This window comes from Amycolatopsis nivea (assembly GCF_004522235.1).
In the GTDB taxonomy this organism is placed as follows: domain Bacteria; phylum Actinomycetota; class Actinomycetes; order Mycobacteriales; family Pseudonocardiaceae; genus Amycolatopsis; species Amycolatopsis nivea.
Window position 1 is genome coordinate 36,586 of record NZ_SDLT01000033.1, and the last position, 19,824, is coordinate 56,409.

20 protein-coding genes and 1 other RNA gene are annotated in these 19,824 nt (G+C 69.6%); 8 read left to right on the forward strand and 13 right to left on the reverse strand.

Annotated elements, in window-relative coordinates:
* The first annotated feature begins 63 nt into the window (after positions 1-63).
* Both EIZ44_RS44915 and EIZ44_RS31560 read left to right on the forward strand, forming a co-directional pair.
* Entirely contained in the window at positions 64-273 is a 210-nt protein-coding gene (locus EIZ44_RS44915) for a hypothetical protein (protein WP_037818312.1), read from the forward strand.
* Positions 270-998, forward strand: a complete 729-nt coding sequence (locus tag EIZ44_RS31560) for a hypothetical protein (protein ID WP_134663389.1) — start codon at positions 270-272, stop codon at positions 996-998. The genes EIZ44_RS44915 and EIZ44_RS31560 overlap by 4 nt, the downstream gene beginning before the upstream one ends.
* On the opposite strand, the gene EIZ44_RS31565 is transcribed toward EIZ44_RS31560, so the two are convergent.
* The 8 genes from EIZ44_RS31565 to hutH all read right to left on the reverse strand — a co-directional run bounded on the left by EIZ44_RS31565 (position 995) and on the right by hutH (position 10,792).
* On the reverse strand, positions 995-1,216 hold the full coding sequence (locus EIZ44_RS31565) for a hypothetical protein (protein ID WP_134663390.1): 222 nt from the start codon (positions 1,214-1,216) through the stop codon (positions 995-997). The two genes, EIZ44_RS31560 and EIZ44_RS31565, sit on opposite strands and share 4 nt — an antisense overlap.
* Before the next feature lie 11 nt (positions 1,217-1,227).
* Positions 1,228-2,358, reverse strand: coding sequence for an inorganic phosphate transporter (locus EIZ44_RS31570; RefSeq protein ID WP_134663391.1), 1,131 nt, complete (start codon positions 2,356-2,358; stop codon positions 1,228-1,230).
* A 228-nt stretch (positions 2,359-2,586) separates the two neighbouring features.
* Positions 2,587-3,792, reverse strand: coding sequence for an FAD-dependent oxidoreductase (locus EIZ44_RS31575; protein ID WP_134732800.1), 1,206 nt, complete (start codon positions 3,790-3,792; stop codon positions 2,587-2,589).
* A gap of 182 nt (positions 3,793-3,974) precedes the next feature.
* Positions 3,975-5,120 carry an imidazolonepropionase gene (hutI, locus tag EIZ44_RS31580; protein ID WP_134732801.1) on the reverse strand — a complete coding sequence of 382 codons (1,146 nt, stop codon included), beginning with the start codon at positions 5,118-5,120 and terminating at the stop codon, positions 3,975-3,977.
* Positions 5,108-6,412, reverse strand: coding sequence for a formimidoylglutamate deiminase (locus EIZ44_RS31585; RefSeq protein ID WP_134732802.1), 1,305 nt, complete (start codon positions 6,410-6,412; stop codon positions 5,108-5,110). Before EIZ44_RS31585 ends, hutI begins: the two co-directional genes overlap by 13 nt.
* Positions 6,409-7,605: an allantoate amidohydrolase gene (locus EIZ44_RS31590; RefSeq protein WP_134732803.1), complete on the reverse strand. Its 1,197-nt coding sequence runs from the start codon at positions 7,603-7,605 to the stop codon at positions 6,409-6,411. The genes EIZ44_RS31585 and EIZ44_RS31590 overlap by 4 nt, the downstream gene beginning before the upstream one ends.
* Positions 7,602-9,263, reverse strand: a complete 1,662-nt coding sequence (hutU, locus tag EIZ44_RS31595) for a urocanate hydratase (protein WP_134732804.1) — start codon at positions 9,261-9,263, stop codon at positions 7,602-7,604. Before hutU ends, EIZ44_RS31590 begins: the two co-directional genes overlap by 4 nt.
* Positions 9,264-9,265: 2 nt before the next feature.
* Complete coding sequence (gene hutH, locus EIZ44_RS31600; RefSeq protein WP_037818304.1) at positions 9,266-10,792, reverse strand: histidine ammonia-lyase; 1,527 nt, start codon at positions 10,790-10,792, stop codon at positions 9,266-9,268.
* Between the two features lie 170 nt (positions 10,793-10,962).
* On the opposite strand from hutH, the gene EIZ44_RS31605 reads away from it, so the two are divergent.
* A complete protein-coding gene (locus EIZ44_RS31605; protein ID WP_240691468.1) occupies positions 10,963-11,844 on the forward strand; it encodes an IclR family transcriptional regulator in 882 nt (293 codons plus the stop codon).
* Between the two features lie 161 nt (positions 11,845-12,005).
* Here EIZ44_RS31605 and ssrA read toward each other — a convergent pair.
* Positions 12,006-12,380: a transfer-messenger RNA gene (gene ssrA / locus EIZ44_RS31610) on the reverse strand.
* A gap of 165 nt (positions 12,381-12,545) precedes the next feature.
* Here ssrA and EIZ44_RS31615 point away from each other — a divergent pair.
* From EIZ44_RS31615 to EIZ44_RS31635, 5 genes are all read left to right on the forward strand, one after another.
* Positions 12,546-13,238, forward strand: a complete 693-nt coding sequence (locus EIZ44_RS31615; RefSeq protein ID WP_037818301.1) for a sensor domain-containing protein — start codon at positions 12,546-12,548, stop codon at positions 13,236-13,238.
* Positions 13,235-14,368 carry a sensor histidine kinase gene (locus tag EIZ44_RS31620; RefSeq protein ID WP_037818300.1) on the forward strand — a complete coding sequence of 378 codons (1,134 nt, stop codon included), beginning with the start codon at positions 13,235-13,237 and terminating at the stop codon, positions 14,366-14,368. The genes EIZ44_RS31615 and EIZ44_RS31620 overlap by 4 nt, the downstream gene beginning before the upstream one ends.
* Before the next feature lie 57 nt (positions 14,369-14,425).
* Positions 14,426-15,067 (forward strand): response regulator transcription factor, encoded by a 642-nt coding sequence (locus EIZ44_RS31625; RefSeq protein WP_037818299.1) that lies wholly within the window; start codon positions 14,426-14,428, stop codon positions 15,065-15,067.
* A gap of 79 nt (positions 15,068-15,146) precedes the next feature.
* Positions 15,147-15,365 carry a DUF8847 domain-containing protein gene (locus EIZ44_RS31630; protein ID WP_037818298.1) on the forward strand — a complete coding sequence of 73 codons (219 nt, stop codon included), beginning with the start codon at positions 15,147-15,149 and terminating at the stop codon, positions 15,363-15,365.
* 102 nt (positions 15,366-15,467) lie between these two features.
* Entirely contained in the window at positions 15,468-16,769 is a 1,302-nt protein-coding gene (locus tag EIZ44_RS31635; protein WP_134732805.1) for an acyltransferase family protein, read from the forward strand.
* Here the strand turns inward: EIZ44_RS31635 and EIZ44_RS31640 are convergent.
* Genes EIZ44_RS31640 through ftsE form a run of 4 tightly spaced genes read right to left on the reverse strand, consistent with a single transcriptional unit; the run spans position 16,759 to position 19,814 of the window.
* Entirely contained in the window at positions 16,759-17,655 is an 897-nt protein-coding gene (locus EIZ44_RS31640; RefSeq protein WP_134732806.1) for an amidohydrolase family protein, read from the reverse strand. The genes EIZ44_RS31635 and EIZ44_RS31640 overlap by 11 nt on opposite strands.
* Positions 17,652-18,134 (reverse strand): SsrA-binding protein SmpB, encoded by a 483-nt coding sequence (gene smpB / locus EIZ44_RS31645; RefSeq protein ID WP_037818295.1) that lies wholly within the window; start codon positions 18,132-18,134, stop codon positions 17,652-17,654. The genes EIZ44_RS31640 and smpB overlap by 4 nt, the downstream gene beginning before the upstream one ends.
* A 51-nt stretch (positions 18,135-18,185) precedes the next feature.
* Positions 18,186-19,079 (reverse strand): permease-like cell division protein FtsX, encoded by an 894-nt coding sequence (gene ftsX, locus EIZ44_RS31650; protein ID WP_037818294.1) that lies wholly within the window; start codon positions 19,077-19,079, stop codon positions 18,186-18,188.
* 45 nt (positions 19,080-19,124) lie between these two features.
* Positions 19,125-19,814 carry a cell division ATP-binding protein FtsE gene (ftsE, locus tag EIZ44_RS31655; protein ID WP_009073292.1) on the reverse strand — a complete coding sequence of 230 codons (690 nt, stop codon included), beginning with the start codon at positions 19,812-19,814 and terminating at the stop codon, positions 19,125-19,127.
* Positions 19,815-19,824: the final 10 nt, after the last annotated feature.

Below are 19,824 nucleotides of genomic sequence, written 5' to 3' on the forward strand. Positions count from 1 at the left end.
GCCGCCCGATTCGTCACCACTGCCGAAAGTCAAGGTCGAGATCGTGAGGCATGATGGGTCACCATGGCTGAACGCACCCTGGCCGAGCAGCTCGGCGCTCCCTTGCCGGACGGCATCGAATCCCTGCCTGAGCAGCACAAACAGGATCTGTCGGCGGCCTTGCGGGACGCCCGGCACCGGCAGGCGCAGGCGCTCGCCCGCGCGGGTGAGGAAAGCCTGAAGTACGTGCCCGCGCTGCTGCGCGGCGCGGTGCGGAAAGCGGTCGGCCTGTGAACCCGGAAATCCTCAAACTCGCCCGGGTCCTCGACGTCGACCCCGCCCGGCTCGACTACCTCGCCGACGTCGACCAGGGCGAGGTGCGGCTGCTGCGCGAGCAGATGACGACCACGCTGTTCGACGCGAACCTCGTCGTGCTGGAGCGGATGGCGCTGGCGAGCAAGCTGCTGCCGGCCGGGGTGACCGCGAAGATCGCGGAGAAGGTGTTCGGCCCGCTGCTGTGCGCGCGGATCGCCGGACTGGTCGACGTGTCACGCGGCGTCGACGTCGCGAAACGGCTGTCGCCGAAGTTCCTCGCCTCGGTCGCGGCGGAACTGGACCCGCGGCGGGCCACTTCGATCATCACCCGGATCCCGGTGACGACCGTCGTGGCGGTCGCCGAGGAACTGACCCGCCGCGAAGACTGGATCACGCTGGGCCGGTTCGTCGGCCACCTGCCGGACGACACGGTCAGCCGCTGCGTAGGCCTGCTGGACGATGCCGGTCTCCTGCACACCGCGTACGTCCTGGACGACCGGAGCCGGATCGACCATGTACTCAGCCTGGTCGGCGAGGACCGCTTGCCCGCACTGGTCCGCACCGCCGCGGCGGACGAGTCGCTGTGGGCCCCGGCGCTGGACGTCCTGGCCCACCTGAACGAAGCCCGCCGAGCGACGGTCCGGCCGCTGCTCGACGAACTTCCGGAAGAACTGCGAACCCGCGCCGAGGCGGCACTCGCCTAAGCCACGATCAGATAGATCCCGTACCCGATCACCGCCGCACAAACCGCGAAACACACCACCGCGCCGGTCAGCTGAACCGTGCCACTGCCGCCGTGCGCCCGCGCCGTCACCCGCTCAGAGAGGCCGCGTACGCCGTACGCGAACAGCCCGGTCAGCACAACCGCCGCGGCCAGCGCCACCACGAAAACGATGCCCAGGGCACCCCAGTTGATCGCCATGTCGTGCTCCCTCAGGCCGCGACCGGGGCGGCCTCGGCGGCCTCCGGCTCGTTGTTGACGGTGGCCGGCGTGACCGGGTTGCGCCGCGACGCGAGCCAGATGCCCAGTGCGAGCAGCACTCCGACGCCGCCGACGAGGACGGTTCCCCAGCTGCCCCGGGTGGAGACCGCGGCGGCGACGGCCCCGACGATCGCGGCGGCGGGCAGCGTGAGCGCCCAGGCGATCACCATCTTGCCCGCGACGCCCCAGCGGACCTCGGCGAGTTTCCGGCCGAGCCCGGAGCCGATGATGCCGCCCGAGGTGACGTGCGTGGTCGACAGCGCGAAGCCGAGGTGCGACGAGGCCAGGATGACCGCCGCGGAACTCGTCTCGGCGGCAAAGCCTTGCGGCGTCTGGATTTCGGTGAGCTTCTTGCCCATCGTCTGGATGATCCGCCAGCCGCCGAAGTAGGTGCCGAGCGCGATCGCCGCGCCGGAGGCGAGGATGACCCACACCGGCGGGTTCGACCCCGGCGCGAGCGAACCGCCCGCGATCAGCGCGAGGGTGATGACGCCCATCGTCTTCTGCGCGTCGTTGGTGCCGTGCGCGAGCGACACCAGGCTCGCCGAAAGCACCTGACCGGTCTTGAACCCCTTGCCGACCACGTCCTGCCGCGCCTTGGCGGTGATCCGGTAAACGAGGAAAGTGCCGACGATCGCGACGATTCCCGCCACCACCGGTGACGCGATCGCCGGGATCAGCACCTTTTCGACGACCTTCGCGAAGTGCACCGCGTCCGCGCCGGACGCGATCCAGGTCGCCCCGATCAGCCCGCCGAACAACGCGTGCGACGAACTCGACGGCAGCCCGACCAGCCACGTCACGAGATTCCAGACGATGGCCCCGACCAATCCGGCGAAAATCACCACCGGCGTGACTTTGGTGTCGTCGACGATCCCGCCGGAAATGGTTTTCGCGACCTCGATCGAAAGGAACGCGCCGACGAGATTCAGCACCGCCGAGATCGCGACCGCGACCCGGGGCTTCAGCGCACCGGTGGCGATCGAGGTGGCCATCGCGTTGGCCGTGTCGTGGAACCCGTTGGTGAAGTCGAAGGCCAGCGCCGCGACGATCACCACCAGGACGATGAGAGAAAAGTCCATGCCCGCTCTCCAGTCCGGAGTGTCCTGCGGGAGTGACGGTACCTACGCGGGCGGGGTCTCCAGATCCCTCAGCGGGTGGCCAGTAGTTGAACTCTGAATGAACGAGATCTTGCCGACGCCGCCGGTTTTCCGCCGGTTACCTGCTGGTCCTTTTTCATGGTCGCCCTTGAGCTTCCGGACTGCGCGCGGGGCTGGGCGCGGGGGCAGGAACTCTGCCCCCGCACCCGGTCAGGAAAAGGACGCCGAAGACATTTCCGGCAATGGGTTCTGCCCCAGATGCTGCGCCCCGTTCGCGGCGGACTCCCGGACCGCGGCGAAGCCATACCGGCGCATTTCCGCCTCGTATTCCCCGATCGCATCCGCCGAGCCGCTGCTCAACGCGGCAGCGAGCGCAGCACCGTCGCGCATCGCAGTGTTGGCGCCCGCCCCGGCGGCCGGGCTCATCGCGTGGATCGCGTCGCCGACCAGACACACCCGCGACGGCTCCCACGGCCCGATCGGCACGCTGGTCCGGATCGAAACGAGGAACGGCGAGTCCGGAAGCCAGCTTTCGACCATCCGGCGGACGCGCGGGTTCCAGTCCGCGACCCGGTCGAGCACGAGCTTCTGCATCTCGTCCGCGGACAGCGCGCGGAGTTCGTCGTCCGTCCGCCCGAAGACTTCCTGGCGCGCACCGAAAGCGCAGGTCATGTACGGCTCGTCCGGGCTGAGCCGGACCTGCGGCGCGAGCCGCGCGCAAGCGTCGGCGATCGGCTCCGGGTAGTCGACCGGCGCGAACCCGATCATCTGCTTGTGCGGCCCGGAAACGATGCTGAACACGGCGAACATCTCCGGGTCGAACAGTTCCCGGGTCGCCTCGGTGAGCGGGATCTTCGCGTACAGCTGGCGCAATCCGGTGTCGACGACCCGCGCGTGCGGGAGATATTGGCGGCGCACCGGCGAATTCACCCCGTCCGCGCCGACGAGAACCGCGCCGCGCGCCTGGGTGCCGTCGGCGAAGTGCGCGATCACGCCGTTGTCGTGCTTCTCGTACCGGACGAACTCTTTGCCGAAATGGACGTTGTCGAGGCCCTCGAACAGAATCTGCCGCAGGGTGAACCGGTTGACGTTGCGCTGGACCTCGCCGTCGTCCAGCACGAACTCGGTGCGTGGCGTCAGCTGGCTGTCGTAGATCGTGGTGGCGTTGCGCGGCTGACCCGAGGTAGCGAGGAACAACTCGTGCAGCTGCGGCGGCAGAACTTCCCGCAACGCCTGGTCGCCGCGCGAATCGATGTGCAGCCGATACCCCTGCCGACGCGCGTCCAGCGCGGAATCGCGTTCGTAGACCTCGCACGGGATCCCGGCTTTGCGCAGGCCTTGCGCGAGACACAGCCCGCCGAGCCCGGCCCCGATCACGAGCACAGTGTTGTCCGCGTTGTTCACGTTATTCGCCATCAGCGAAGTCCCTTCCGTACCAACGTTCTGGTTCGAGAGGGACGCACTGGGCTCGGCCCGCCTAGCCGGGCGCTCGGAAACAGAGCGAATGAGTCGTCCGGCCTAACCCATACCGGACAATGGTCTTTCGCGCGTCCTGTTCCCTTTCACGTTAGCGCAGCCGCGGACGCCGTCGCCACCGATTAACGCACCCTTGCCCCTTTCCGCCACACCGAGTGGGTCAACGGGACCCCGGGCCGATAAGCGAGATGCGTAGTGGACGGCGCGTCGAGTACGTGCACATCCGCCCGCGCACCCGGACGCAAGTAGCCGACGTCGTCGCGGCGAAGTGCCCGCGCCCCGCCGGCGGTCGCCGACCACACCGCCTCGTCGACGGTCATCCGCAGCTGAAGCACGGCCGTCGTCACGCAGAACGCCACCGACGTGGTGTACGAGCTGCCGGGATTGGCGTTGCTGGCCAACGCGACCGTCGCGCCGGCGTCGAGCAGTCGACGCGCCGGTGCCAGCGCTTGCCTGGTGGACAGATCGCACGCGGGCAGGATCGTCGCGACCGTGTTGGACGACGCGAGCGCCTCGACATCGGCATCGCTCAGGTACGTGCAGTGGTCGACACTCGCCGCGTCCAGCTCCACCGCCAGCCGCACGCCCGGCCCCTCGCCGAGCTGATTGCCGTGCACCCTCAGCCCAAGCCCGCGCTCCGCCGCCGCTTTGAGCACGCGCGCCGACTGCGCCTCGTCGAACGCACCGGTCTCGCAGAACACATCGGCCCACCGCACGTGCGGCGCGACCGCGTCCAGCATTTCGCCGCAGACCAAGTCCACATAGGACTCCGCGTCGGCGCCCGGCGGCACGAGATGCGCTCCCAGGAAGGTCACCTCGTCCGCGACCTCGCCCGCGATCCGCGCCGACCGTGCCTCGTCGGCGACGGTGAGGCCGTATCCCGTCTTCGTCTCCAGGCAGGTCGTGCCCTGCGCAGCCGCTTCCTCGACATGTCGACGCAGATTCGCCGCCAGCTGCTCGTCCGAAGCCGCCCGCGTCGCATCGACAGTGACCGCGATTCCGCCTGCCGCATAAGCCTGTCCGGCCATCCGCGCCTCGAACTCGGCGGTGCGGTCGCCCGCGAACACGAGATGCGTGTGGCTGTCGACCCACCCAGGCAGCACGGCACGGCCCTCGACGTCAACGCGTTCGTCGGCGTCCGGCGCCTGCGCAGCCGGACCCGCCCACGCGACACTCTCGCCGTCGAGCACCAGCGCGGCGTCGCGGAGCTTGCCCAGTTCCGGGTCGTTCGTGGTGAGCTCGCCGATTCCGGTGATCAGAACTGCCACAGCGCCTCGATCTCCTTGGCCAGTAAGGTTTCCGGTCGTTCGATCAGCACATGCGCACCGTCGCGCACCACTTCCCGCCCGGCCACCACCACAGTACGGACGTCCGCGGCCGCGGCGGCGAACAGCACGCCGGACGGTTCGATCCCGGCCGTGCGCACCGTGTCCGTCGCGACCGTGACCAGGTCCGCTCCAGCGCCAGCCGCGAGAGTGCCGGTCTCCGGCCAGCCCGCGGAGATGTGCTCGGTACCAGCGGCGAGCAGCTCTTCCGCGGTGAACCGGCCGCGCTCCTCGCTGGCGAGGCGGTCGTCCAGCTCCAGCGCCCGGGTCTCCTCGAACGCGTCGACCACCGCGTTGCTGTCGCTCCCGATGCCGAGCCGCGCGCCCGCGTCCAGCAGGCTCCGGGCCGGGCCGATGCCGTCGCCGAGATCCCGTTCGGTGGTCGGGCAGAAGCACGCGCCGCTTCGGGAATCACCCAGCCACTTGATGTCCTGCTCGGTCAGATGCGTCGCATGCACCGCGGTGAGCCGTTCGCCGAGCACGCCGTAATCCCAGAGCAACCCGGTGGGCGTCCAGCGATACGCGGCCTCGCACTGCTCGTTCTCCGCACGCTGTTCGGACAGGTGGATGTGCAACGGCCGGTCCTTCGGCACCGCGTTGTCCACCTTCGGCAGCTCGTACTCCGGCACCGCACGCACCGAGTGGATCGCCCCGCCGACACGGAACAGGTCGTCTTCCTTCAGCAGCGCAACGCGTTCCGCCCACTTCTCGGCGGAACCGTCCGAAAATCGCTGCTGCACCTCGTCCGGCGGCACGCCGATGCCGCCCGCGAGGTAGCAGGTGTCGAGCAGGGTCATCCGGATCCCGGCGTCCCGCGCGGCCTGCCGCAACGCGTCACCCATCGCGTTGGGCGACGCGTACGGCTTGCCGCCCGGACCGTGGTGCAGATAGTGGAACTCGGCGACGCTCGTGTACCCCGCCAGCACCATCTCGGCGTAGACGCCCCGAGCGAGCCGGTAGTACGAATCCGGATCGAGCCGGGCGGCGAGCGAGTACATCCGCTCCCGCCACGTCCAGAACGTGCCCCGCTCGTGGTGCGTCCGGCCCCGCAACGCGCGGTGGAACGCGTGCGAATGCCCGTTGGCGAACCCGGGGAGCGTCAGTCCGTTAAGGATGGTTCCGGTCTTCTCCGCATTGGCGGTCACCGAAACGATCCGGCCGTCGGCGATCTCGATCCGGACCGCTTCCGCGACCCCGTCGGGCAGCCAGGCCCGTTCGCACCAGTACGTGGTCATCTCGCGAGCCGCTCCAGCACCTCGGCGAGCGCCCGCGCACCGGCCTCGACGTCGTCCGCCTCAGCGAATTCCTCGGGCGCGTGGCTGATCCCGGTCGGATTGCGGACGTACAGCATCCCGGACGGCACGAATCCCGACAGGATCGCCGCGTCGTGCCCGGCGCCGGTGGGCAGCTCGGGCGGATTGCCCAGCCACTCCCCCAGCGACCGCCGCAGCGCCTGGTCGAACACCACGTCGTCGGAGTACGACTCGCGCGTGACCGCCAGCTCGCACCCTTCCGCCTCGGCAGCGGCCCGCGCCGCCTGAGTGATCTCCTCGACCAGCACCGGCGTCGCAGTGCCCGGAACGCGTGCGTCCAACCACATGTCCACAGTGGACGCGATCACGTTCGTCCCGCCCGGCGTGGGTACCAGCCGTCCCACAGTCGCCCGCGCGTCCGACGTCTTCCGCGCCAGCCGCCGCACCGCGACCACGGTCTCGGCGGCGGGAAGCATCGGGTCGACCCGGTCCGCGAGCAATGTCGCACCCGCGTGGTTTCCCTGCCCGGCAAAGGAGAATCGCCACCGGCCGTGCGCGATCACCGTGTTGCCGACCGCTACCGGCGACCCGAGGTCGATCAGTCCCCTGCCCTGTTCGACGTGCAGTTCCAGGAACTGCCCGATCATTCCGAGCCGGTCCGGATCCGCGCCGACCCGGTCCACGTCCAGCCCGGACTTCGCCGCGGCCTCCGCGAACGTGACGCCGGACGGATCCCGCAGCGCCCGCGCCCGGTCCGCGTCGATCGTCCCGGTGAGCAGCCGCGAACCGAGACACGGCACGCCGAAGCGCCCGCCCTCCTCTTCGGCGAAGACCACCACCGCGAACGGCTTGGCCGGACGGAACCCCTTGGCCTGCAACGCTTCCACCGCCGCCAGCGCACTCACCACGCCGAGCGGCCCGTCGAACGCGCCGCCGCCCGGCACCGAGTCCAGATGACTGCCGGTGACGACCGCGTCCGCACCAGGAGCGCCCCACCACGCCCACAGGTTGCCGTTGCGATCGGTCTCGACGTCGAGGCCCAACTGCTGCGCCCGCTCGACGAACCACGTGCGCAGGTCGTGCTCCGGCGCATCGAACGCGTGTCGCGAGTAACCGCCGCGCCGGGCGTCGCGCCCGACGTCGGCGATCTCGCCGAGCAACCCGGATGCGGTCACGCCTGCTCCCGCATCGGCACCCGCACGCCACGCTCGTCGGCGACCTCGGCCGCGCGGTCGTATCCGGCGTCGACGTGCCGGATGACGCCCATGCCCGGGTCGTTCGTGAGCACCCGCTCCAGCTTCTGCGCCGCCAGCGGCGTGCCGTCCGCGACGCTCACCTGCCCGGCGTGGATGGACCGGCCCATGCCGACCCCGCCGCCGTGGTGGATGGACACCCAGCTCGCCCCGGACGAGGTGTTGACCAGCGCGTTGAGCAGCGGCCAGTCGGCGATCGCGTCGGAGCCGTCGGCCATGCCCTCGGTCTCGCGGTACGGCGAGGCGACGCTGCCCGAGTCGAGGTGGTCGCGGCCGATCACGACCGGGGCCTTCAGCTCGCCGCTGGCCACCATCTCGTTGAAGCGCAGGCCGGCCAGGTGCCGTTCGCCGTAGCCGAGCCAGCAGATCCGGGCGGGCAGGCCCTGGAACGCCACTCGCTCGCCGGCCATCTTGATCCAGCGAGCCAGCGATTCGTTCTCCGGGAACAGTTCGAGCATCGCGCGGTCGGTCGCGGCGATGTCCTCCGGGTCGCCGGAAAGCGCGGCCCAGCGGAACGGCCCGTTGCCCTCGCAGAACAGCGGCCGGATGTAGGCGGGCACGAAGCCCGGGAAGTCGAACGCGCGCGCGCAGCCGCCGAGTTTCGCCTCGCCGCGCAGGGAGTTGCCGTAGTCGAAGACCTCGGCACCGCGGTCGAGGAACCCGAGCATCGCGTCGACGTGCTCGGCCATCGACTCGCGCGCCCGGTCGGTGAACTCGTCCGGCTTCTTGGCCGCGTAGTCCTGCCAGTCGTCCACGCTGATGCCCTTGGGCAGGTAGGACAGCGGGTCGTGTGCCGACGTCTGGTCGGTGACGATGTCCACCTCGACGTCGCGGCGCAGCAGCTCCGGCAGCACCTCGGCGGCGTTGCCGACCACGCCGACCGACAGCGGACGCCGCTCCTTCTTCGCCGCGGTGACCCGCCGGATCGCGTCGTCCAGGTCGTCGGCCACCTCGTCGAGGTAGCGGTGCTCGACGCGGCGGTGCGCGCGCTGGGCGTCGACCTCGATGCACAACGCCACGCCGTCGTTCATCGTGACCGCGAGCGGCTGCGCGCCGCCCATGCCGCCGAGCCCGGCGGTGACGGTGAGCGTGCCGCGCAGCGTTCCGCCGAACCGCTTCTTCGCGACCGCGGCGAACGTCTCGTAGGTGCCCTGCAGGATGCCTTGCGTGCCAATGTAAATCCACGAACCGGCGGTCATCTGCCCGTACATGGTGAGGCCCTGCTGCTCGAGCCTGCGGAACTCCGGCCAGGTCGCCCAGTCGCCCACCAGGTTCGAGTTCGCGATCAGCACCCGCGGCGCCCATTCGTGCGTGCGGAACACGCCGACCGGCTTGCCGGACTGGACCAGCAGCGTCTCGTCCTGCTCCAGCGCGGTCAGCTCGCGGGTGATCGCGTCGAAGCTCGCCCAGTTGCGCGCGGCGCGGCCGGTGCCGCCGTAGACGACCAGGTCCTCGGGCCGTTCGGCGACCTCGGGGTCGAGGTTGTTGTGGAACATCCGCAGCGCGGCCTCGGTCTGCCAGTTCTTCGCGGTCAGCGAGGTGCCGCGGGCGGCGCGGACGGTACGGGCGGTGCTAGTCATGCTCAGGCCTCCAGTTCGGCCGCGGCCAGGACAGCGCCCGACCGCACGAGTTCTTCGGCGGCCGCGATCTCGGGCGCCAGGTGACGGTCGGGGCCAGGACCCTCGACCTTGGTGCGCAGCAGGTCCCGGACGCGTCCGGTGACCGGCGAGGGCTGCAGCGGCGCGCGGAAATCGAGCGCGCGGGCAGCGGTGAGCAGTTCGACGGCGAGCACCGTGGTCAGGCCGTCGACCGCCTTGCGCAGCTTGCGCGCGGCGGACCAGCCCATGGACACGTGGTCCTCCTGCATCGCGCTGCTCGGGATCGAGTCGACCGAGGCGGGCACCGCGAGCCGCTTCAGCTCGCTGACCACGGCGGCCTGCGTGTACTGCGCGATCATGTGCCCGGAGTCGACGCCGGGGTCGTGCGCGAGGAACGGCGGCAGCCCGTGCGAACGCGCCTGGTCGAGCATCCGGTCGGTGCGGCGTTCGGCGATGCTCGCCACGTCCGCCACCGGCACCGCGAGGAAGTCGAGCACGTACGCGACCGGCGCGCCGTGGAAGTTGCCGTTCGACTCCACCCGGCCGTCGGCCAGCACCACCGGGTTGTCCACCGCGGACCAGAGTTCCCGCTCCGCGACCAGTTCCGCGTGCGTCAGCGTGTCCCGCGCGGCGCCGTGCACCTGCGGGGCGCACCGCAGCGAGTACGCGTCCTGCACGCGGTTGCAGTCCGGGCCGCGGTGGCTCTCCACGATCTTCGACCCCTGCAACGCCGCGAACATCCGCGCCGCGCTGGTCGCCTGGCCGGGATGCGGACGCAGCGCCTGCAGATCGGCGGCGAACGCGCGATCGGTGCCCAGCAGCGCCTCGACGCTCATCGCCGCGGTGAGGTCGGCGACGTCCAGCAGCCGGTGCAGGTCGGCGGCGGCGAGCAGCAGCATGCCGAGCATGCCGTCGGTGCCGTTGGTGAGCGCGAGGCCCTCTTTCTCGGCCAGCACGAGCGGCGTGATCCCGGCCGCCCGCAACGCATCCGCGGCGGGCTTCCGCTCGCCTGCGTGGAACACCTCGCCCTCGCCCATCAACGCGAGCGCGACCGCGGCCAGCGGCGCGAGGTCGCCGGAGCAGCCGAGCGAACCGTACTCGTGCACGACCGGCGTGATGTCCGCGTTGAGCAGCGCCGCAAGCGTTTGCGCCGTCTGCGGCCGCACGCCGGTGTAACCGCTGGCCAGCGTGCGCAGGCGCAGCAGCATCAGGGCGCGCACCACCTCCGGCTCCACCGCGGGCCCGGCGCCCGCGGCGTGCGAGCGGATCAGGCTGCGCTGCAGCGCGGTCCGGCTCTCGACGGGAATGTGGCGCGTGGCGAGCGCGCCGAACCCGGTCGAGACCCCATAGGTCGGCGACGTGGCGTCGGCGAGGTCTTCGATGTGCTGGCGGGTGGCGGCGAGGTTCTTCTCGACCGTCTCGGCGAGCCCGACGTGCGCGTGCCCACGGACGATGTCGACAACCTGCGCCGCGGTCATCGGCTTCGAGCTCAGGAGGACTGGTTCCGGCATGCCGCCATTGCACCTCCCGGCGGGCCCGCGCGACAGAGCGGAGTTCGCGGTAGTGTCTGGTATTCAAGACAACACGTGGCGAGAGCCTCGACCACCGGCGCGAAGGGACCCCTCATACTCCGTTCGGGCAGTGCGAGGGGTCCCCTCGCACCACTTCCGGAGGAGGCCCAGTGAGCAGTTCCGACGTTCCCGCCCTGCGCAACGGCCTCTCCGTGCTGCGCCTGCTCGCCGGCCACGCGGGCCCGGTCTCGGCCGCGGCCATCGCGCGCGACCTGGAGTTGCCTCGGTCGACGACGTATCACCTGCTCAACGAACTGACCGCGGCCGGTTTCGTCACCCATCTGCCCGCCGAACGCCGCTACGGCCTCGGCATCGCCGCCTTCGAACTCGGCTCGGCCTACCTGCGCCACGACCCGCTGGAGCGCTTGGCCGGACCGCTGCTGCGCAAACTCGTCGACCGCATCGGCCACACCGCGCATTTGGGCGTCCTGCACGGCAACGAATCGCTGTACCTGATCAAGGAACGCCCAGCCCGCCCGGAAACCCTCGTCACCGACGTCGGCGTACGACTGCCCGCACACCTGACCGCGTCCGGCCGCGCGATGCTGCAACACCTGCCAGCCGCCCACGTCCGCGCCCTGTTCCCGGCCGCCACGTCGTTCGTCCTGCGCACTCCACGCGGCCCCAATTCGCTGGCCGCACTACGCCGCACCTTGGCGACCGAACGCCGCCTCGGCTGGTCAGTAGAAGACGGTCACGTGACAGCAGGCTTCGCCTCTGTCGCCGCCCCAGTGTTCGACCACGGCTCCAGGCCGATGGCCGCGATCAGCGTGACACTGCGCCACCTCTGCCCAGACGAGGGCCCTTGCGAAGAGACCTTCCCCGACCTAGCCGAAGCCGTCGCCGCAACAGCCGCAACCCTAACCACACACATCGGCGGCACCCGCCCAAAACGAGATCCGGTCGCAGGGCAGCCGGTGCCACAGAAGGCTTCCCGCGATGCTGGGGGCCAGGACCGAACACCCGTTCCGCCTCGGCAACCGCTTCCTTGATGCCATCGGCCAACGCACCCAGCCCACGGAACGCAACCACCACGATGGGGGTCCAGGGGGCGCAGCCCCCTGGCGGGGGTTTGGGGGTCCGACCCCCAAAGACGGATACGAAGAAGAGCCCTGGCCAACGCGCAAGCGTTGGCAGGGCTCTCCCGCGAATCGAGTGGAGGTGCCGGGAATTGAACCCGGGTCCTCTAGCGCCTCCTCAAGGCTTCTCCGTGCGCAGTCCGCTATGTCTCTGCTTGGCCCCTTCAGTCACGCGAACAAGCTGAAGTGACGAGCCCAGCCACTGTTTGCTTCCCTACCGGGCCCCGTGGCCGGGACCGGCGGTAAGCCTCCTAGCTGATGCCGGCGACCGGGTCGGAGGCGACCCCGGGCCGACAGACTTGCTCTACTGCGATCAGGCAGCGAGAGCGAAGTCGCGCTGGCTATTGGCCTTGGCGCTTATTAGGTTGCGATGACGCTTACGGTGGTCTCTCGCCTGCACCGGCACGCTTCCCTTGATTCAACGTCCAGAGTCGAAACCGTTCACCCCCTTGTAGGTGCTTGTAACCTCACCATCATAACCCGCCCGGCAACCCGATAATTCCGGCACGGGGTAGGGCTGTCCCCACCTCGAAGATGCCCGCTCGCCCCCTGGTTGCCCGGTGCCGGCCCGGCCATGCTGAGCAGGTCAGTTTCCGCAGTGAGGGAGCCCCGCCATGGTCACCGTGCCCGCCGGTCGCAGTTTTGGGCGCCGCACTCCGCCGTTGGGCGGGGCGCTGGCGTATCTCCTGCTCAACCTGCCTATCGGGATCCTCTCGTTCACGCTGATCGTGACGCTGGGGTCGGCCGGGCTGGGGACGATCGTCGTGTGGCTCGGCGTTCCGCTGCTCGCGCTGCTGGTCTTGTTCGCGCGGACCGCGGGGCGGGTCGAGCGGGGGCGGGTGTTCGCGCTGCTCGACGTGTACATCGACGATCCGTATCTGCCGTTGCCGCCGTCGGGGCAGAAGCAGCGCTGGCTGACCCGGCTGAAGGACCCGGCGACCTGGCGCGACCTGTCCTACCTCTTCCTGCTCTTCCCGCTCGGCCTGGTGGAGTTCGTGCTGGTCGTGACGGTGTGGGCGGTCAGTCTCGGCCTGGTCGCGCTGCCGATCTACTACCGCTTCCTTCCGGACGGGGTCTACGCCTTCCCGAGCTACGATGTGCAGTGGTTCGTCGTCGACTCGACGGTGGCCGCGCTGCCTTGGGCGGCGCTGGGGGTGCTGTTCGCCGCGATCGCCGTGGCCCTCACCAAGGGGCTCGCGGCCCTGCACGCCGCGTTCGCGGCCGGGTTCCTGCGGCCCACGGTCGCCCAGCGGCGGCGCATGGAGCGCTCCTGGAACGAGATCGACGGGATCACGGTGGCCGGATGACTGCGCAAGACCCGCCTCCGGAGCACCCTCGTCCGCATCCGGCTCGCACGATCGGGTACATGATCCCGACGTTCGTGCTGCGCCTGCTGCAGTTCATCCTGATCGTGGTCGGCGCGACCGTCGGCACGGCGACGCTGATCATCTGGGTCGGCTTCCCGATCCTGCTGGCCGTCACCGGCTTCATCCGCTGGTCCGGCGACCTCGAACGGCGCTGGGCCCGCCGGATGCTCGGCACCCCGCTGGGCCCGGTCGAGCGGCTGCCGCTGGAAGGGCAGCCGATGACCCGCCGCTGGCTCACCCGGCTGTCCGACCCGACGACCTGGCGCGACCTGGCTTATCTCCTGGCCGCGTTCCCGCTGTCGATCGTCGAGCTGCCGATCGCGCTCGCGTCGATCGTGCTGCTGCCGATGGCGATCTGGGTGACGCCGTGGCTGGGCTGGCTGCACGGCAACCTGGCGCTGTCGCTGCTGGGCCCGAACCGCACGAAGAAGCTGGAGAAGAAGGCCGAGCACCTGCAGGCGTCGCGAGCTCGGGGCGTGGACGCCGCGGAGGCCGAACGCCGCCGGATCGAGCGCGACCTGCACGACGGCGCTCAGCAGCGGCTCGTGGCGGTCGCGATGAGCCTCGGCCGGGCGAAGTCGAAGTTCGACAACGACCCGAACGCGGTGCGCGACCTGATCGACGAGGCCCATTCGGACGCCAAGCTCGCCGTTTCGGAACTGCGCGACCTCGCCCGCGGCATCTACCCCGCCGTGCTGGGCGACCGCGGTCTCGACGCGGCTTTGTCCGCACAGGCCGCGAAGTCGCCGATCCCGGTGGACGTGCACGTCGACGTCGAGCCCCGCCCGCCGGCCGCGGTCGAGACCACCGCGTACTTCATCGTCGGCGAGACCCTCACCAACATCGCCAAGCACTCCGGTGCGACCGAGGCGATGGTGAAGGTGTGGCGCTCGGACACGCACGTCATCACCGAAATCACCGACAACGGCCACGGCGGCGCCGAAGTACGCCCCGGCGGCGGGCTCGCCGGGCTGGCCGACCGAGCAGCGACCATCGACGGCGTGATCACCGTCGTGAGCCCAGTCGGCGGGCCGACGGTCATCAGGGCGGACCTGCCGTGTCAATGGTGACCCGTCCGTGAGTGAATAGCCTCCGGGAGCTTTTCACTCACGGACCTGGGGGCCTTGATGCGAGTAGTGATCGCGGAAGACGCCGTGTTGCTTCGGGCCGGGGTCACCCGGTTGCTCGCCGACGAGGGCATCGAGACCGTCGCCGCGGTCGACAACGGCGACGATCTGCTCGGCGCGATCACCGAACACCGTCCTGACCTGGCGATTGTCGACGTCCGGATGCCGCCGACGTTCACCGACGAGGGCTTGCGCGCGGCGTTGGCGGCTCGCAAGGAGATCGCCGGCCTGCCGGTGCTCGTGCTGTCTCAGTACGTCGAGGAAAGCTACGCGGTCGAGCTGCTGTCCGGTGGTGCCGGAGGCGTCGGTTACCTGCTGAAAGAGCGCGTCGCCGACGTGGACGAGTTCCTGGACGCGGTCCGTCGCGTCGCGGACGGCGGCACCGCCATCGACCCCGACGTCATCGCCCAATTGATGGCTCGCGGCCGCCGCAACCCGCTCGATGCGCTCACCGCGCGTGAGTCCGAGGTGCTCGGCCTGATGGCGCAGGGACTGTCGAACAACGCCATCGCGAACTCGCTGGTCGTGTCGCACGGAGCGGTCGAAAAGCACATCGGCAACATCTTCTCGAAGCTCGGTCTCGAGGCCAGTTCCGAGGAACATCGCCGGGTTCGCGCGGTGCTGACCTACCTCGGCCGCTGAAACCCCTCACTCGAACTGACGGCAGCCCCGACGCGGGTCCCTCGCCTACCATGGACTGATGCCGAGCGAGGAGAACCCGATGTCCGACCGCAGCGTCCGCTTCTTCGGCGGCCCGCTCGACGGCCGGGTGCAGGAACTCGCCGACGAGGAACCGGTTCCGGGCACCGTCGTGCGGCACATCCACCTGCACGGCGGACCGAAAATCGAGACGCGGTACGAACTCGGCCTCACCGAGGACGGCTGGGCGTACCGGGTGCAGGCGCACGAATCCGAACCGGAGCCGGACACCCTGTCCTAGCCCGGTAGGGCAAACCCCACCTTTCGCCTACTGCTGACCCAACCCCGTTTTCGGTGGTCTGCACCGCTGTCTCGGAGCCCGGAAACCGACAGGCTCTTCAGCATGACGACGAGCCAGCTGCAGACCCGCGGCACCAGGGCGACCCGGGACAAATTTCTCGACGTGGTACGCGCCGGAGCGATCCTCGCGGTGGTCGCGCAGCACTGGACGATGCCGGTGCTTTCCTTCTCCGGCAACACTCTCGCCACCGGAAACGCCCTCGCGACGCCTGGCTGGTGGATCATCACCTGGGCCTCGCAGGTCATGCCCCTCGTCTTCTTCGCAGGCGGCGCGGCGAACCTGATCTCGTTGCGCCGTGCGGAATCCACCCGCGCCTGGTTCGCCGGACGCGTTCGCCGGCTGCTCATTCCGGTGCTGCCGCTGATGGCGGTGTGGCTCGTCGTGCCGGATCTGTTGCGCGGCATGGGAGTTCCGCCGCAACCGGTCCAGGTGGCCAGCGCGATCGCCGCGCAGTTGCTCTGGTTCCTCTCGGTCTACCTGCTCACCGTGCTGCTCACGCCGCTGATGGTCGCCGCGCACCGCCGCTGGGGTCTCGCGGTTCCGGCGGTGCTGGCCGGACTGGGCGTTCTCGTTGACGTGGCACGGTTCTCCGACCTCGGGATGATCGGATACGCCAACGCCGTCATCGTCTGGGTCGCCGTGCACCAACTCGGCTTCCACTACGTCGAAGGCCGCCTCGGCTCGCTCAGCCGCCGTGCCGCGCTGGCCGTTTCCGTCGCCGGTTTCGGGGTGACGGCGCTGCTGGTCGCGTTCGGTCCTTACCCGGCGAGCATGATCGGCATGCCGGGCGCGCCGGTGTCCAACATGAGCCCGCCCACCGTCCTGCTGCTGTTCCTCGCGCTCGGCCAGATCGGGTTCCTGCTGGCGTTCCGCGAGAAGCTCGTCTCGCTCCCCCGCGTCACCGCGGCGCTCAGCTGGCTCAGCCCGCGGTTCATGTCGGTCTACCTCTGGCACATGCCTGCGCTGGTCGTGGTTTCCGGCGTGACCGTCCTCGGCCTCGGCTACTCGACGCCGACCCCGGGTTCGTCGATGTGGTTCCTGATGGCGCCCGCCTGGATCGCCGTGTGCGGAGCGGTGCTGCTGGGTCTGCTGCGCCTGTTCGAGCGCTTCGAAACGCAGCCGGACGGCCTGGTCGTGACCGCTCGGACACCGCAGCTGGTGCTGGCGGGCCTGCTCGCCTCCGGCGGTCTACTGGGACTGGCCGCGCACGGGTTCGCCCCGCTCAACGACAACCTGCTGACCGGTCCGCTGCCCTGGGTGGCGCTGGTCGCGGCCGGATACGCACTGGCCGGACGTCAGGTGTCGATGACGCGCAGCCGGGCTCTCGTGGCGGTCAAACGCTGAGGAGCTTCGCGGGCGTGGCGTGCAGCACCGCCCGCAGGAACGGCTCGCCAAGGCGATCGTCGGCTGCCCAGCCGGCGATCGCCCGCAGCTGGGTGGCGTAGGAGTACGGGATGTTCGGGAAGTCGGTGCCGAGGACGACGCGGTCGGCCACCTCCGCCAACCGGACCGTCCAGTCCGGCGGCAGCGGCGACATCGCCTCCGCGAACGGCACGCCGACCATGGTGGTGTCGAGGTGCACGCGCGGGTAGCGCGCCAGCAGCTCGAACGCGGTGGCGAACTGCGGCATCGCCGCGTGCGCGAGGACGGCGGTGAGCCGAGGATGCCGTTGCAGGACTTCCTCGAACACCTCGAGCCCGGTGAAATCGCCGCGCAACGGTCCGTGTCCACAGTGGATCACGACCGGCACGCCCGCTTCGGTGAGCGAGCCCCACACCGGGTCGAGCAGCTCGTCCCGCGGGTCGTACGCCCCGACCTGCACGTGCGCCTTGAAACACCGGGCTCCGGCGCGCAACGCATTGTCCACATAGGACGCCGCGCTCGGCTCCGGGTAGAACGTGCCGGTGGGCACCGCTTCCGGCACCTGCTCGGCGAACTCCAGCACCCACGACGTGAGCCACTCCGCCATGCCCGGCTTGTGCGGGTACACCAGCGGCGCGAAAGCTTTCACGCCCAGCGCGCGCAACGTGTCGATCCGTTCCGCCTCCGGCGTGCGGTAGTGGATCGGCCACGGCATGCCGTAGTGCTGCTCGGCACGGTCGAAATACGCCCACACCTTGTCCAGCACGGGCTTCGGCAGGAAGTGGACGTGCAGGTCCACGATGCCGTCGAGGCCGAGCCCGGCGATCCAGCCCGGGACGTCGGCGTCGGTGGCCGGACCCGCCGTCACTCCGTGAACCGGCCCTTCAACGCCCGCCCCATCGCACGGCTGATGTCCTTCTGCGCGTCGCGCTTGGCGAGCGACTGCCGCTTGTCGTAGGCCTTCTTGCCCTTGGCCAGCGCGATCTCGACCTTGACCTTGCCGTCCTTGAAGTACATCGACAGCGGCACGAGCGACAGACCGCTTTCCTTGGTCTTGCCGATGAGCCGTTCGATCTCGCGCCGGTGCAGCAGCAGCTTCCGCGTGCGCCGCGGCATGTGGTTGGTCCAGGTGCCCTGGGTGTACTCCGGGATGTGGACGTTGCGCAGCCACACCTCGCCGTCGTCCACCGTCGCGAACGCGTCCACAAGGGAGGCTTTGCCTGCGCGCAGGCTCTTCACCTCGGTGCCCTGCAGCACCATCCCGGCCTCATAGGTGTCCAGGATGGAGTAGTCGTGCCGAGCCTTGCGGTTCGACGCGATGACCTTCTGTCCACGTTCCTTGGGCATACCGACCACTTTACGTGATGTGTCCGACGGCGAGCAGCGGATTTCTTTCCGCTAGTGCCGCACGTACAGGCGCAGCGTGACGTACCCGGTGATCGCCGAGATCACGATCGACACCGCGAGCAGGATCGGCGCGACCGGGAACAGCACCTCGAGCGTGGTGATCTGCGGGAACACTTCGCCGGTGAAGACCGTGTCGAGGAAGGACAGCTTCGTCAGAAGCAGGAACACCACCCCGAGCACGGCGCCGACCGTGCCGGCGACCACCGCCTCCAGGAGGAACGGCAGCTGGGTATACCACCGCGTCGCGCCCACCAGGCGCATGATGCCGACTTCCGTCCGCCTCGTGAACGCCGAAACCTGAATAGTGTTCGCGATCAGCAGCAAGGCGGCGACGGCCATGATGAGCGCCATCACGAACGCGATGTTCCGGACGCCGTTGAAGACGTTGAACACGCGGTCGAGGAACTTCTTCTGGTCGTCGACCTTCTTGACGCCGGGCTGGCCGGTGTACTGCTTGATGATCGCGTCGGACCGGTCCGGGTCCTTCAGCTTCACCTGCAGCGACGCGGGCAGCGCCTCGGGGCCGGTCAGCTCGAGCAGTTCGGGCTGGCTCGCGAAGATCTTCTTGAACCGGTCGTAGGCCTGGTCGCGGTTCTCGTACACGACCGATTCGACGCCGGGGTTGTTCTGCAGCGACTGGCGGAGCCCGGTGCAGAGCGCCTGCGTGCAGTTCTTGTCGTTCGCGCTCACGTCGTCGACCAGCGTGACCGAAACTTCGACTTCGGCGAGGAAGTTCGCCTTCATCTTGTCGATCGTGCGCACGGCGAGCAGACCGCCGCCGAGCATGGCGAGCGAGACCGCGGTGGTGAGGATCATCGCGATGGTCATCGTGACGTTCCGGCGCAAACCGGTGACGACCTCGCTGAAGACGAAACTGGCACGCATCGCTCTCGTAATTCCTTGGGTCGGGGCGGAAAAGGGCGGGGTGCGTCAGCGGCCGATGCCGTAGACGCCGCGGGCGTCGTCGCGGATCACGCGACCGAGCTGCAGCTCGACGACCCGCCGCCGCATCGAGTCCACGATGGAATGGTCGTGCGTGGCCATCAGCACCGTGGTGCCGGTGCGGTTGATCCGCTCCAGCAGCAGCATGATGTCCTGGCTGGTGTCCGGGTCGAGGTTCCCGGTGGGCTCGTCGGCGAGCAGCACGAGCGGCCGGTTCACGAACGCGCGGGCGATCGCGACGCGCTGCTGCTCGCCGCCGGAGAGCTCGTTGGGCAGCCGGTCGGCTTTGCCGTCGAGGCCGACGAGTTCGAGCACCTCGGGCACGACCTTGCGGATCGTGGGCCGCGGTTTCCCGATCACCTCGAGGGCGAACGCGACGTTTTCCGCGACGGTTTTGTTGGCCAGCAGCCGGAAGTCCTGGAACACGCAGCCGATGGTCTGGCGCAGGCGGGGGACCCTGCGCCGGGCGAGCTTGGCGACGTCGAAGTTCGACACCATGACCCGGCCCTTGGAAGGCACCTCTTCGCGCAGCAGCAGCCGCAGGAACGTCGACTTCCCGGAACCGGACGGGCCGATGAGGAAGACGAACTCACCCTTGTCGATCTCGACCGACACCCGTTCGAGGGCGGGACGGGTCGAGGTCTTGTAGACCTTGGAAACCTCTTCGAGCCGGATCACGGTTCGGCAT

Excerpts from the sequence above, each read along its gene's own strand:
- EIZ44_RS31630 (WP_037818298.1), top strand. The coding sequence starts at position 15,147 with ATGTCCGACCGCAGCGTCCGCTTCTTCGGCGGCCCGCTCGACGGCCGG.
- EIZ44_RS31635 (WP_134732805.1), top strand. The coding sequence starts at position 15,468 with ATGACGACGAGCCAGCTGCAGACCCGCGGCACCAGGGCGACCCGGGAC.
- EIZ44_RS44915 (WP_037818312.1), top strand. The coding sequence starts at position 64 with ATGGCTGAACGCACCCTGGCCGAGCAGCTCGGCGCTCCCTTGCCGGAC.
- EIZ44_RS31585 (WP_134732802.1), bottom strand. The coding sequence starts at position 6,412 with ATGACCACGTACTGGTGCGAACGGGCCTGGCTGCCCGACGGGGTCGCG.
- ftsX (WP_037818294.1), bottom strand. The coding sequence starts at position 19,079 with ATGCGTGCCAGTTTCGTCTTCAGCGAGGTCGTCACCGGTTTGCGCCGG.
- EIZ44_RS31570 (WP_134663391.1), bottom strand. The coding sequence starts at position 2,358 with ATGGACTTTTCTCTCATCGTCCTGGTGGTGATCGTCGCGGCGCTGGCC.
- smpB (WP_037818295.1), bottom strand. The coding sequence starts at position 18,134 with ATGCCCAAGGAACGTGGACAGAAGGTCATCGCGTCGAACCGCAAGGCT.
- EIZ44_RS31625 (WP_037818299.1), top strand. The coding sequence starts at position 14,426 with ATGCGAGTAGTGATCGCGGAAGACGCCGTGTTGCTTCGGGCCGGGGTC.
- EIZ44_RS31565 (WP_134663390.1), bottom strand. The coding sequence starts at position 1,216 with ATGGCGATCAACTGGGGTGCCCTGGGCATCGTTTTCGTGGTGGCGCTG.
- EIZ44_RS31575 (WP_134732800.1), bottom strand. The coding sequence starts at position 3,792 with ATGGCGAATAACGTGAACAACGCGGACAACACTGTGCTCGTGATCGGG.
- EIZ44_RS31615 (WP_037818301.1), top strand. The coding sequence starts at position 12,546 with ATGGTCACCGTGCCCGCCGGTCGCAGTTTTGGGCGCCGCACTCCGCCG.
- EIZ44_RS31620 (WP_037818300.1), top strand. The coding sequence starts at position 13,235 with ATGACTGCGCAAGACCCGCCTCCGGAGCACCCTCGTCCGCATCCGGCT.
- hutH (WP_037818304.1), bottom strand. The coding sequence starts at position 10,792 with ATGCCGGAACCAGTCCTCCTGAGCTCGAAGCCGATGACCGCGGCGCAG.
- hutU (WP_134732804.1), bottom strand. The coding sequence starts at position 9,263 with ATGACTAGCACCGCCCGTACCGTCCGCGCCGCCCGCGGCACCTCGCTG.